Raw genomic sequence first — 12,843 nt, 5'->3', positions numbered from 1 at the left:
CGAGAAAGGCCTCAGATGCTTTCCCTGCTCGGATACCTCACCGTCGCGGTCATCCTCGCCCTCCTGCTGACCAACCGGGTCGCAGCGGTCGTCGCCCTCGCCGGGGTCCCCCTCGCCGCCGCCCTCGCCGCGGGCTTCGGCCCCGACGAGATCGGCGGCTTCGTCAAGGACGGCCTCGGCGGCGTCGTCGGGACGACGACGATGTTCGTCTTCGCCATCGTCTACTTCGGCCTGATGCGCGACGCCGGCATGTTCGACCCGATCATCGCCCGCATCGTCCGCTTCGCCGGCAGCGCCCCGGTCACCGTGTGCGTCGGCACCGCCGTGCTCGCGATGGCCGCCCACCTCGACGGCGCCGGCGCGACGACGTTCCTCATCACCATCCCCGCGATGCTGCCCCTCTTCGACCGCCTCGGCATGAGCCGGCTCGTGCTGACCACCTGCGTCGGCCTCGGTGCCGGGGTCATGAACCTCCTGCCGTGGGGTGGCCCGACGGCGCGCGCCGCGACGACCGTCAAGGTCGACGCCAACGAGCTCTGGGTTCCCCTCATCCCGGCGCAGCTGACCGGCATGGTCGCCGTCGTCGTCATCGCGTGGTGGCTCGGCCGCCGCGAGGCGCGCCGGCTCGCCACGGAGGACGTCACGACGGCCGAGGTCGACACCGAGACCGTCGCCACCGAGCAGCGGACCCCGCTCGCCGTCGGCGCGCGCACCGCGGACGGCCCCACGGGCCCGACCGGTCGGGACGCGGGCGCCCCGGCCGGTGACCGCGAGCGCTCCGGCCGACCCACGCACGAGGCACCCGACGGCGACGTCGACACCGAGGAGGACCTGCGCCGTCCGCGCCTGTTCTGGCTTGACGTCGGGCTGACGGTGCTCGTCGTCGCGGCCCTCGTGAGCGGCATCGCACCGCCCGAGGTCTGCTTCCTGGCCGGTGTCGTCATCGCGCTGGTCGTCAACTACCCCGGCCTGCGCCGGCAGACCGAGCGGATCGAGGCGCACGCCACGGGCGCGATGCTCATGGCGACGACGCTGCTGGCCGCCGGTGTCTTCCTCGGCATCCTCGAGGGCACGGGCATGATCGACGCCATGGCCACGAGCGCGGCCTCGCTGATCCCCGGCGGTCTCGCGCCGGGGCTCCCCCTCCTCGTCGGCGTGCTCGGGGTCCCGCTGAGCCTGCTCTTCGGCCCGGACGCCTACTACTTCGGCGTGATGCCGGTCCTCATCGGCGTCGGCGAGCAGTTCGGCGTCTCGGGCGAGGCGATCGCCCGGGCCTCGCTCCTCGGCGAGGAGACCACCGGCTTCCCGATCAGCCCGCTCACCGGCTCCTTCTTCCTCCTCGTCGGCCTCGGCGGGGTGCAGATCGGCAGCCACATCCGCCACCTCCTCAAGTGGGCCTGGCTCGTCAGCCTCGTCATGCTCGCCGTCGCCGTCGTCACCGGGGCGGTGCCCCTGTGGGCCTGACCCCCACCCTGCGCCTCGGCGCCGGCGCCGGCTTCGCGGGCGACCGGATCGACCCCGCGGTCGAGCTGGTGCGGCAGGCCGACCTCGACGTCATCGTGTTCGAGTGCCTCGGCGAGCGCACGGTGGCGGCGGCCCAGGCCCGACGGCTCGAGGACCCCTCGACCGGCCACGACCCCCTGTGGGAGGAGCGGCTGGAGGCCACGCTGGCTCCCGCAGCGGCGGCCGGCACGACGATCATCACCAACTCGGGTGCCGCCAACGCACCGGCGGCGGCCGAGGTCGCGGCCCGCACGGCGCACCGCCTCGGCCTGCGCCCACGGGTGGCCGCCGTGCTGGGCGACGACGTGCTCGAGCTCGTCCGCGAGCTCGACCCGGTGCTCTGGGAGACCGGAGAACCCCTGTCGCGCACGGGTGCCGAGCTCATCTCGGCCAACGCCTACCTCGGTCACGAAGGGGTGGTGGAGGCGCTGGGGACGGGAGCCGACGTCGTCGTCACCGGGCGGCTGGCCGACCCGTCCCTCTACGTCGGCCCGCTCGTGCACCACTTCGGCTGGGCCGCCGATGACTGGGAGCGACTGGGCGCCGGGACCGCGGTCGGCCACCTGCTCGAGTGCGCCGGCCAGCTGACCGGGGGGTACTTCGCCGACCCCGTGACCAAGCCGGTGCCGGGGCTCGCGCGGCTCGGGTTCCCGTTCGCCGACGTCACGGCCGACGGTGACGCCCGCTTCGGCAAGCCCGCGGGGAGCGGCGGCCGCCTCGACCGGCGGACGTGCACCGAGCAGCTGCTCTACGAGGTGGGCGACCCCACCGCCTACGTCACCCCGGACGTCGTCGCCGACTTCTCGGGGGTCTCGTTCGCCGAGGTCGGCGCCGACGCCGTCACCCTGACCGGTGCCGGCGGCCGCGCCCGCCCGGGCGACCTCAAGGTGACGCTCGGCTTCCGCGACGGGTGGCTCGGCGAGGGGCAGATCTCCTACGCGGGCCCCCGCGCGCTCGAGCGGGCCCGCCTCGCGGCCGACGTCGTGCTCGAGCGGCTCACCGCCGTCCACGACCTCGTGGAGGACGACCTCACGGTCGAGCTCGTGGGGGCCGGCGCCGCCTTCCGCGGCCTGTCCGCGCCGCACGCCGGCTCCGAGGTGCGGCTCCGGGTCTCCGGCCACGTGCCCGACGCCCGGTCCGCGCACGCGGTCGGCCGGGAGGTCGAGTCGCTGTACACCAACGGTCCGGCCGGCGGGGGTGGGGCGCGGCGCGAGGCGAAGCCCATGGTGACCATCCGCTCGTGCCTCGTCCCCCGCGACCGGGTGCGGACGCGCGTGGAGGTGACGCAGTGACCACCGTCGACGACCTGGCCGACGTCCGCGCCGGCGACAAGGGCGACACCCTCATCCTCGCGGTGGTGCCCCGCGACGCGGACGCCCACGAGCGCCTCGTGGGCGACCTCACGACGGTCCTCGTGGGCGAGCACTTCGGGATGACCGAGGCCGGCGCCGTACGCCGCACCGTGATGCCGAACCTGCCGGCCCTCGTGTTCGTCCTGCCGGGGGTGCTGGGGGGCGGCGTGACCGGCTCGACGGTGCTCGACGGTCACGGCAAGACGCTCGGCTACCACCTGCTCGACCTGCACCTGCCCGACAGCGACGGCTGACGGACGCGCCCGCCGGCACGACGACGGCGCCCTCCCCTCACCGGCAGGACGCCGCCGCCGTCCGTGGGTCAGCGGTCCGGGTGGATGACCGCCTTGACCGAGTCGGTGACGCGGCTGCCGAGCGTCAGGGCGTCGGCGGTCTCGGCGAGCGAGAAGTGGTGCGTCACCAGGGAGTCCACCTTGACCCGGCCCGAGGCGACCAGGGCGATGGCCAGCGGCCACGTGTGGTTGTAGCGGTTGACGAGGCTGAGCGAGAGCTCGTTGACGTTGAGCTGCGAGAGCGGCAGCCCGACGAGCTCCTCCTTGGGCATCCCGATCATCGCGGCCCGCCCGGCCGGGCGCAGTCGCCGGAGCCCTTGCGCGAGAACACCCTTCGCGCCGGAGCACTCGAGCAGGACGTCGAAGTCCTGCCCGCCGGTGCCGTCGTCGACCACGAGGCCGAGGTCGCGCGCCATGCCCTGCCGGAACTCGCTCGGGTCGGTCACAGCCACCGACCGCGCCCCGAAGGCGAGCGCGACGGCTCCCGCCAACAGCCCGACCGGACCGGCACCGGTGACGAGTACGTCGTCCCCGGGCTCGAGCCCGGCCCGCTTGCACCCCCAGATGCCGACCGAGAGCGGCTCGACGAGCGCCCCCTCCTCGTAGGACATCGACGCGGGGATGCGGTGGAGGTTGCGGGCGTCGATGACCATCGTCTCCATGAGCGCCCCGTCGTACGGCGGCGTCGCGAGGAAGACGAGGTCCGGGCAGAGGTGGTAGCGCCCGGCCATGCATTCGCCGCACTGGCGGCAGGGGGTGCCCGGCTCGATGGCGACGCGGTCGCCGACGTCGACGCCGGTCACTTCCTCCCCCACGGCGAGTACCTGGCCGGCAGCCTCGTGGCCGAGGACGATCGGGCCGTCGACGACCCAGTCGCCGATCCGGCCGACCGTGAAGTAGGCGGTGTCCGAGCCGCAGACCCCGACAGCCCGCAGCCGGACGAGCGCCTCGTGCGGGCCGGGCTCCTGCTGGGGCCGCTCCTGCACCTCGATCCGGCCGAGCTCGGTCATCACGGCCGCGCGGATCATCATGGTGTCCTCCTGGGACGGGACGTCGGGGGTCACGGCGGTGCTCATGCGCGGCCGTGCGAGGCGCGGGAGCGCCGGGCGAGGGAGTCGATCGCCACCGCGACGGCCAGGACGAGGCCGGTGATGACGAACCGGTAGGACGAGTCGAGGTTGAGCAGGGTCAGGCCGTTGGCGATGGCCGCGATGACGACCGTACCGAGCAGCGCCGACCACGCGCTGCCGCGGCCGCCGAAGAGGCTCGTGCCACCGATGACCGCCGCCGCGATGGCGTTGAGGTTGACGTCGCCGGTGCCGCTGCTGAGGTTCGCCGAGGCGAGCCGGCCCGCGGCGAGGATGCCCCCGAGCGCGGCGAGGAAGGAGCAGACCGCGAACGCGCTGAGGTAGACCCGCCGGACGGGGATGCCCGAGCGCCGCGCGGCCTCGACGTTGCCGCCGACGGCGAGCAGCGACCGGCCCCAGCCGGTGCGCGTGATCGCGTAGTTGAGCAGGAGCACGAGCGCGACGAAGAAGACGACCATCCAGCCCACGCCCCGCTCGCGGTTGAGGTACCAGACGACGAACTCGAGTGCGACGAGCAGGGCCACCGCCCGCACCACGAGGACCTGCACCGAGGTTGCCGAGAGGTTGGCGCGCCGGCGGCGGACCATCGTCTCGTAGCCGCTGGCGAGGACGGCGACGGGGCCGAGGGCGGCGAGCACGTACGCGAGCCACGGCGGCACGAACGCGACCTGCGCGAAGGTGACGAGGAAGGAGTCGAAGGGCAGGTTGACCGAGCCCTGGTCGCCCAGGATCGCCAGCTGGAGGCCGAGGAACGCGAGCAGCCCGGCGAGCGAGGCGACGAAGCTGGGCATCCCGAACCGGGTGAGCGCCAGGCCGTACGCCAGCCCGATGAGGGCCGCGATGCCGAGCGCGACGACGACCGCGAGCACCCAGTTCCAGTCGTGGCGGACGAAGAGGACGGCCACGATCGCGGCCGTGAAGCCGCTGACCGAGCCGACGGACAGGTCGATCTCGCCGACGAGCAGCACGCAGACGATGCCGAGCGAGATGACCCCGACCGCGGCCGAGTCGAGCATGAGGTTGACGAGGTTGCCGCTCGAGAGGAAGACCGAGTTCAGGCTCTGGAAGATGACCGCGATGATGACGAGCCCGATGACGACGGGCAGTGCCCCGAGGTCGCCGGACCGGATGTTGCGCAGGGCGGCTCGCGCGCGCCCGGCCGTCGTCGCGTCGTGGGTGATGCGCTCGTCGGCGCGGTCGAGCTGAACGGTGCTCATCGGGTGGCCTCCTCGTCGGCGGGGGCGTCGACGGCCGCCGCGGACGCTCCGGCGGACCCGCCGCCGACCCGCTCGCGACGCCGCGTGACGACGTTGTCGGTGGCCCCGGTGATGGCGGCGATGATCGTCTCGGACGAGACCGACCGCGCGTCGAAGCTGCCGTTGTTGCGGCCGAGCCGCAGGACGACGACGCGGTCGGCGACGGCGCGGACGTCCTCCATGTTGTGGCTGATCATGATGACGCCGAGCCCTCTCTGCCGGAGCCGCTCGATGAGGTCGAGGACCTCGGCGGTCTGCGCGACCCCGAGGGCCGCGGTCGGCTCGTCGAGGATGATGACCTGCGGGTCGCCGAGCAGCGAGCGCGCGATGGCGACGGTCTGGCGCTGGCCGCCCGAGAGCGACGCGATGGGGATGCGGACGGTCGGGATCTTCGCCGACAGCTGCTGGAGCAGCTCCCAGGAACGGACCTCCATCGATACCTCGTCGAGGCGCATCCGACCGCGCTCCTGCCCGAGGAAGAGGTTGCCGACGACGTCGAGGTTCTCGCAGAGGGCGAGGTCCTGGAAGACCGTCGCGATGCCGAGGGCGATCGCGGCGGAGGGGTCGGCGACGGTGACGGGTCGGCCGTCGAACGAGATCGTCCCGGCGTCGGGCGCGTGCACGCCGGAGAGCACCTTGACGAGGGTGGACTTGCCGGCGCCGTTGTCGCCGACGAGCGCGACGACCTCGCCGCGCGCGACGTCGAGGTCGATGTCGGTCAGCGCGTTGACCGCGCCGAAGGTCTTGGTGACGCCGCGCAGGCTGAGCAGCGGCGGTGCGGTGGTGGTCGTGGTCATCGAGGTCCTCCGATGGTCGGCCGGGCGGCCGCCGGGGCGGGGTGCGCCCCGGCGGCGGTCCGGGCTCAGGAGATGCCGAGCTTCTGGCAGGCGGCGGCGTACTCGGAGGTGCACAGCTCCGAGGCCGGGGTGATCTGCTTGTCGACGATCTCGGCCTTGAGGTTCTCGGCCGTGACGAGCGTCGGGTCGTAGAGCTTGGACGGGGAGCCGAAGAGGTCCCCGGTCGTCTCGGGCGACTCGTCGTTCAGCAGCTTGACGGCCACCTCGGCGGCGGCGCCGCCGACGATCTCGCTCGGCTTGCTGATGGTGTTGTACTGGTCGCCCGCGATGATGAGCTGCAGGCCCGCGACGGTCGCGTCGTTGCCGCTGACCGGCGGGTTGGGGTTGACCCCGGCCGCCTTGAACGCGGCGATCGAGCCGCCCGCGGTGCCGTCGTTGGCCGCGACGACGCCGATGATCTTGTCGCCGAAGCGCGAGATCTGGCCGCTGACGAACTTCTGCGCGTTCTCGGGCTTCCACTCGATGGTGTCGTACTCGGCGAGGATCGGGATGCCGCTGCTGTCGACGGCCGAGTGCACGCCCTTCTTGATGAGGCCGGCGGCCGCGTCGGTCGGGGATCCGTTGACGACGAGCAGGCCCGAGCCGGAGGGGACCGGGTCCTGCTTGATCTTCTCGAGGAGGGAGGTCGCGATCGCGTTGCCGATCTTCTCGTTGTCGAACGAGACGTAGAAGTCGACCTTGATGTCCGGGATCGGGCGGTCGTAGGCGATGACCTTGACGCCCTTGGAGTGCGCGGCGTTGACGAGCGAGGCCGCGGCCGCCGAGTCGACGGGGTCGAGCACGATCACCTTGGCGCCCTGGGCCAGGGCCGAGTTGAACTGCTGCTGCTGCTTGTCCGCGCTGCCGTCGGCGTTGTTGTACAGCGGCTGGCACGAGGGGCAGAGCTCCTTGAGCCGCTTCTCGAACCCGGGACGGTCGTGCAGCTCGTACCGGGTGGAGCCGGTGTCGGGCATGAGGAAGGCGACCTTCGCCCCGCCCCCACCGCCGCTCCCGGACGACGACCCCGCCCCGCTGTCACCAGACCCACAGGCCGCCACGAGCAGGGTCGACAGGCCGGCCCCGGCCAGCACCACGCCTCGGATGATCCGACCACGCGCCATTGCGTTCTCCTCTTCGCTGAGGCTGCTTGAATCGTTTCAAGCAGGTGTCGATGATGGTAGGGTCCGTTTCTGAAACGTGTCAAGGATCACGGTCAGGAGCTGTCGAGGGTGACGACGCGACGAGTGGGTCTCAAGGACGTGGCCCGCGCGGCCGGGGTGTCGGTCGGCACGGTCTCGCACGTCCTCAACCACCCCGAGCGGGTCAGCGAGCCCCGGCGCGAGGCGGTGCAGCGGGCCATCGAGCGGCTCGGCTTCGTCCGCGACGAGTCCGCCCGCCAGCTGCGCGCCGGCTACTCCAGCACCGTCGGACTCCTGCTTCTCGACGCCTGGAACCCCGCCTTCGCCGAGATGGCCCGGGGCGTCGAGGACGCCGCCGCGGAGGCCGGGATGACACTCCTCATGGCCAACAGCGCCCGCAGCCTGGATCGCGAGAAGGCCTCTCTCACGGTCTTCTCCGAGCACCGGGTCGCCGGCGCCATCGTCGTCCCGCACGACCCGCTCTCGGCCGAGCTGCACCGCGTGCGGGCCGGCGGAGTCCCCCTCGTCGTCCTCGACCGGATGGACCCGCGCGAGGGGGCCGTCAGCGTCGGGGTCGACGACACCCTCGGTGGCCGGCTCGCCGCCGAGCACCTCCTCGGGCTCGGCCACCGGGCGGTCGCCTTCGCCGGCGACCCCGCGCTCGCCATCCCGGTCCGTGACCGGCACGACGGTGTCAGCGCTGTCGTCGCCGACGCCGGCGCGACCCTCGTCGACCTCCCGTGCGCGCTCTCGGTCGAGGGCGGCCGCGAGGTCGGGGCGGCCATCGCGGCGATGCCCGCCGGGCAGCGCCCCGGCGCCGTCGCGTGCGCCGTCGACGTCGTCGCGGTCGGCATCCTCCAAGAGCTTCAGCGGCACGGCATCCGCGTCCCCGAGGACGTCTCCGTCGTCGGCTACGACGACATCCCGCTCGCCGCGCAGCTCGCCGTGCCGCTGACCACGGTCGCCCGCCCGCACCACGCGATGGGTGTCGCGGCCTTCACCCTCCTCCTCGCGGTCGTCCGCGGCGAGACCCCCCACGAGCCGCACCGCCTCTTCGCCCCCACGCTCGTCGTGCGGGGCTCGAGCGGGCCGGCCGCGCCGACCACGACCGACGGGAGCACCTGACGTGGACGAGCTGGTCCTGGGCATCGACATCGGCACGGGCAGCACCAAGGGCGTGCTCGCCACCCCCGACGGCACAGTCGTCGCCACCGCCGTGCGCGCCCACGAGGGCACGATGGTCATGCCGCGGCCGGACCGCGCCGAGATGGACGCCGAGGCGGTCTGGTGGGCCGACGTCGTCGCCATCTGCCGCGAGCTCGTCGACCCCGCGCGGCCGGTCTCCGCGGTCTGCGTCAGCGGGCTCGGCCCGTGCCTGCTCCTGACGACCGCCGACGGCACGCCGGTCCGGCCCGCGATCCTCTACGGCATCGACGGCCGCGCGACCGCCGAGATCGCCGAGCTCGACGAGCGGCTCGGCGCGGACGCGGTCCTCCGGCGGTGCGGCACACCGCTGACGACGCAGGCCGTCGGCCCCAAGGCGCTCTGGGTGCAGCGGCACGAGCCCGAGGCGTGGGCGCGGGCCGAGCGCTGGTTCAGCGCCGGCTCGTACGCCGCGTTCCGGCTGAGCGGCGAGTACGTCCTCGACCACCACACGGCCAGCCAGTCGGTGCCGCTCTATGACCTGCACGCCGCCGACTGGGCCCACGACTGGTACGACGAGGTGATGGCGGGCCTGTCCGCGCCCGCCCTCGCGTGGTCCGGCGAGGTCGTCGGCGCCGTCACCGCCGCCGCGGCCGCCGAGACCGGGCTCCCCCTCGGCACGCCCGTCTGCGCGGGCACGGTCGACGCGTGGGCCGAGGCCTACGGCGCCGGCGTCCGGGCACCCGGCGACCTCATGTTGATGTACGGCTCGACGATGTTCTTCGTCCAGGAGCTGCGCTCCCCCGCCCCGCACCCGCAGCTGTGGAACACCCGCGGCGTCACGCCCGCGGGCTTCTCGCTCGCGGCGGGGATGTCGACCTCCGGCAGCCTGACGACCTGGGTGCGCGACCTCGTCGGGGGACCGCCCTTCGAGGACCTCGTGCGCGAAGCGAGTGCCGTCCCGCCGGGCAGCGACGGGCTCCTGCTCCTGCCCTACCTCGCGGGCGAGCGAACCCCGATCTTCGACACCCGCGCCCGCGGCGTCCTCGTCGGGCTCACGCTGCGCCACCGCCGCGGCCACCTGTTCCGCGCGGCGTACGAGGGCATCGCCTTCGGCATCCGGCAGATCCTCGAGCTGCTCGACTCCCCCGAGAACCCGGTCGAGCGCCTCGTGGCCGTCGGCGGCGGGACGCAGGGCGGCCTGTGGACGCAGGTCGTCAGCGACGTGACCGGCCGCCCGCAGCACCTGCCCCGGCAGACCATCGGGGCGGCCTACGGCGACGCGCTGATGGCCGCGCAGGGCGCCGGCCTCGTGGCGCCGGACGCCGACTGGGCGAGCCTCGACCGCGTCGTCGAGCCGGACGCCACGCACCGGGAGCTCTACGACGAGCTCTACGCCGCGTACATGTCGCTGCACCCGGCGACGCGCGAGCACCAGCACCTGCTGGCCGACCTCCAAGCGGGCCCCGACTCCTGACCTCGGTCACGAGGTGGCCCAGCCGGTCGGCAGGGGCCGTCCGGCCGCTGTCGTTCGCCCCCGCATCTGACGCAACCGGGACGAGCGGTCGGCGGCGCCGCTGTCGTTCGCCCCCGCATCTGACGCAACCGGGACGAGCGGTCGTGGGTGGCCGCTCATCCCGGTTGGTCCGGGTGCTGGGGCGACCGACAGGGGGTGCGAGGGAAGGATCGAGGCGAGCCGGTGCCCACCGCCTGAACTGGTCGAGGTATCCGGCTACCTGGGGAGAGAGGCCGGATACCTCGACTGGCTGCGTGGACGGCGGTTCGAGGTGAAAGGGGACCGTCTGAGGGTCGGATATCACCTCGACCCGCTGGTTCAGGCGTGGTTCGAGGTGAAAGGGGACCGTCCGAGGGTCGGGTTTCACCTCGACCCGGCCGGCGGTCCGGGGTGATGCTCCCGCGCGGCCGGGGCCCGACCCGCAGGCCGGGCCCCGGGGGCCGCAGGTGAGGGGTGGGAGGTGGTGACGCCTCCGCTGCAGCCCGACCGGTGCTCCGGCCGGAGGGTTTGGCTCGTCACCCCCGGCCGGGCGGCCGGCGTCACCACCTCGTGCCCTCGTCGCGGAGGGTCGACTCGTGGCACCACCCGCGGCCCGCCCCGGGGGCCCCGACCCCGGAACGGGGGAGGAGGTGGGGCCGGAGCCCCGAGGCATGTCCACAATCATCTTGCGGTGCAGCCTTGTTCGACAGGGGCGGACGGCCTGACCTGCCTGATGCATCGGCGCCAGGCCCAGGGCCACGGACGGGGCGGACAGCGAAGAGCCCGGCCTCCGTGCAGGGGAAGGAGGCCGGGCTCTCGCGGTGTGCGGGTCGGGAGGCCGGCCCCGATGCAGGGGGAAGGGGGCCGGACGCCCTGGTGCACGTGTCCCGGGGCCCTGCCCCCTGCAGGGGAAGGAGGCCGTGGCCCCGAGGTCTGACTCAAGTATGGCGAGCGACCCCCGGGGGTCGACAGGGTCGGACGGCCGGACCTGCCTGATGCATCGGCGCCAGACCCCAGCGCCCCAGGCACATCTCCAACCGCGGACGGCCGCAAACAGCGGAGAGCCCGGCCTCCGTGCAGGGGGAGGGAGGCCGGGCTCTCGCGGTGTGCGGGTCGGGAGGCCGGCCCCGATGCAAGGGAAAGGGGGCCGGACGCCCTGGTGCACGTGTCCCGGAGCCCTGCCCCCTGCAGGGGAAGGAGGCCGTGGCCCCGAGGTCTGACTCAAGTATGACGAGCGCCCCCGGGGGGCCGACACGGGCGGACGTCCAGTCCTCGATGATGCAGTCGTACTACGAGGCGCGGTCGCCGAGGGGCACGACGAGCGAGACCCGGGTCCCGCCCCCGACCGGGCTGTCGACCGTGAGGCTGCCGCCCAGGCTCTCGGCGCGGGCGAACATCGAGGTCATGCCGAGGTGCCCGGGCTCGGTGCTGGCCTTGGCTCCGCCGACCCCGTCGTCGACGACCTCGAGCACCACGGTGTCACCCGACTCGGTGAGGCGGACGAGCACCCGGTCGGCCCGGGCGTGCTTGCGGACGTTGACGAGCGCCTCGCGCAGGACCCGGAAGGCGCCGGTCTCGATCTCGGGCTCGAGCGGCAGGAGGACGGGACCCTCGACCTCCACCTCGGTGGCCGTGCCCATGAAGAGCCCGTCGGTCAGGCCCCGGACGGATGCGACGAGGCCGTCGCGCAGGTCCGGCGGGCTGAGCGCGACGACGAGGTTGCGCAGCCGCTCGATGGTCTGCTCGAGCAGGGAGGCGACGTGCTCGACGGGCTCCGCGAGCTCGGGCGGCAGCTGCGCCTGGAGGCCGTCCAGCCGCAGGATGGCGGCGACGACGAGCTGCAGCGGCTCGTCGTGCACCGCCTCGGCGAGCAGCGTCCGCTCACGGGACTCGATCCGTTCCTCGGCCTCGCGCCGTCGGCGCTCGGCGTCGCGGTGCTCGGTGATGTCCTCGACGAAGCCGCGGTAGCTCGCGACCTCGCCGTCCGGTCCGTACCGGGGGGTGAGGGTCGAGCGGACCCACACCGTCCCCCCGTCACGGCGGCGCATCTGCGCCTCGATCATCCGCGGCTTGCCCCCCGACTCGCTCCGCAGCCCCCGCACCCGGTCCTCGGGATCGACGTACAGCTCGTTGGCGCTCCCGACTCGGGTGAGGAGGTCCTCCGCGCTGTCGTAGCCGAGCATCGCCGCGAGCGCCTCGTTGACGGCGAGGATGTCGCCGGCCGGGGTGGTCTCCTTCCACCCGTCGGCCATCGAGTCCAGGAGGTCGCGGTAGCGCTGCTCGGCGCCGCGGGCCCGACCGAGCGCCTCGCGCAGCGGGTCGGGTACGTCCTCGCTGTCGCCCGGGCGCCCCTCGTCGACGATGACGGTCACGCCGTCGGGGGTGGGGTACAGCCGGCGACGCAGCCACCGGCCGAGGCGCGGTGCGAACGCCTCGAACTCCTCGACCTCCCCGGACGCGAGCGCCCGCTCGAGGTAGTGGAGGAAGTCGGCGTCGCGGGCTTCCGGGTAGAGCTCGTAGACGTTCTTCCCGATGACCGCCGACGGCTCCTCGCCGAGCATCGTGAGGAGCGAGCCGTTGACGTAGAGCAGCGTCCCGTCCGGCGCCACCGCGAAGACACCTCCGCTGATGCGCTCGAGCGTGCGCGACGCCTCGTCGTCCGTTCTCTGCCGCTGCTCCGGCCCCGTCAGCACCGTCCCTCCCCTCGGAGGCGGTCTCGACGCCCCCGTCGCGGCCCA

The 12,843-nt window shown here is 73.6% G+C and carries 10 protein-coding genes; 5 read left to right on the top strand and 5 right to left on the bottom strand.

Going from position 1 to position 12,843, the window contains the following annotated elements; all coding sequences use genetic code 11:
* Nucleotides 1-15: 15 nt before the first annotated feature.
* Genes KMZ30_RS05345 through KMZ30_RS05335 form a run of 3 tightly spaced genes read left to right on the top strand, consistent with a single transcriptional unit; the run spans nt 16 to nt 3,109 of the window.
* Entirely contained in the window at nt 16-1,464 is a 1,449-nt protein-coding gene (locus tag KMZ30_RS05345; RefSeq protein WP_215512323.1) for a CitMHS family transporter, read from the top strand.
* Complete coding sequence (locus tag KMZ30_RS05340; RefSeq protein WP_308279650.1) at nt 1,455-2,795, top strand: acyclic terpene utilization AtuA family protein; 1,341 nt, start codon at nt 1,455-1,457, stop codon at nt 2,793-2,795. The genes KMZ30_RS05345 and KMZ30_RS05340 overlap by 10 nt, the downstream gene beginning before the upstream one ends.
* Nucleotides 2,792-3,109 carry an AtuA-related protein gene (locus KMZ30_RS05335; RefSeq protein ID WP_215512322.1) on the top strand — a complete coding sequence of 106 codons (318 nt, stop codon included), beginning with the start codon at nt 2,792-2,794 and terminating at the stop codon, nt 3,107-3,109. Before KMZ30_RS05340 ends, KMZ30_RS05335 begins: the two co-directional genes overlap by 4 nt.
* Before the next feature lie 68 nt (nt 3,110-3,177).
* Here KMZ30_RS05335 and KMZ30_RS05330 read toward each other — a convergent pair whose 3' ends face one another.
* The 4 genes from KMZ30_RS05330 to KMZ30_RS05315 all read right to left on the bottom strand — a co-directional run bounded on the left by KMZ30_RS05330 (nt 3,178) and on the right by KMZ30_RS05315 (nt 7,449).
* The gene (locus KMZ30_RS05330) at nt 3,178-4,224 is read right to left on the bottom strand and encodes an NAD(P)-dependent alcohol dehydrogenase (RefSeq protein WP_226902035.1); all 1,047 of its coding nucleotides are present in this window, start codon (nt 4,222-4,224) and stop codon (nt 3,178-3,180) included.
* Entirely contained in the window at nt 4,221-5,453 is a 1,233-nt protein-coding gene (locus KMZ30_RS05325) for a sugar ABC transporter permease (protein WP_215512321.1), read from the bottom strand. Before KMZ30_RS05325 ends, KMZ30_RS05330 begins: the two co-directional genes overlap by 4 nt.
* Nucleotides 5,450-6,289, bottom strand: a complete 840-nt coding sequence (locus KMZ30_RS05320) for an ATP-binding cassette domain-containing protein (RefSeq protein WP_215512320.1) — start codon at nt 6,287-6,289, stop codon at nt 5,450-5,452. Before KMZ30_RS05320 ends, KMZ30_RS05325 begins: the two co-directional genes overlap by 4 nt.
* A 65-nt stretch (nt 6,290-6,354) precedes the next feature.
* Nucleotides 6,355-7,449 (bottom strand): ABC transporter substrate-binding protein, encoded by a 1,095-nt coding sequence (locus tag KMZ30_RS05315; protein ID WP_215512319.1) that lies wholly within the window; start codon nt 7,447-7,449, stop codon nt 6,355-6,357.
* Between the two features lie 108 nt (nt 7,450-7,557).
* On the opposite strand from KMZ30_RS05315, the gene KMZ30_RS05310 reads away from it, so the two are divergent.
* Together KMZ30_RS05310 and KMZ30_RS05305 are read left to right on the top strand one after the other, a co-directional pair.
* Nucleotides 7,558-8,592 (top strand): LacI family DNA-binding transcriptional regulator, encoded by a 1,035-nt coding sequence (locus KMZ30_RS05310; RefSeq protein WP_215512318.1) that lies wholly within the window; start codon nt 7,558-7,560, stop codon nt 8,590-8,592.
* 1 nt (nt 8,593) lies between these two features.
* Nucleotides 8,594-10,087 (top strand): FGGY-family carbohydrate kinase, encoded by a 1,494-nt coding sequence (locus tag KMZ30_RS05305; RefSeq protein WP_308279648.1) that lies wholly within the window; start codon nt 8,594-8,596, stop codon nt 10,085-10,087.
* Between the two features lie 1,307 nt (nt 10,088-11,394).
* Here the strand turns inward: KMZ30_RS05305 and KMZ30_RS05300 are convergent.
* Nucleotides 11,395-12,798, bottom strand: coding sequence for a PAS domain-containing sensor histidine kinase (locus tag KMZ30_RS05300; RefSeq protein ID WP_215512317.1), 1,404 nt, complete (start codon nt 12,796-12,798; stop codon nt 11,395-11,397).
* Nucleotides 12,799-12,843 lie beyond the last annotated feature (45 nt).

It is taken from the genome of Phycicoccus mangrovi (assembly GCF_018729305.1).
In the GTDB taxonomy this organism is placed as follows: Bacteria; Actinomycetota; Actinomycetes; order Actinomycetales; family Dermatophilaceae; genus Phycicoccus; species Phycicoccus jejuensis.
The sequence above is the reverse complement of the archived record's forward strand: the minus strand, read 5'-3'. Positions and strand labels throughout refer to the sequence as shown.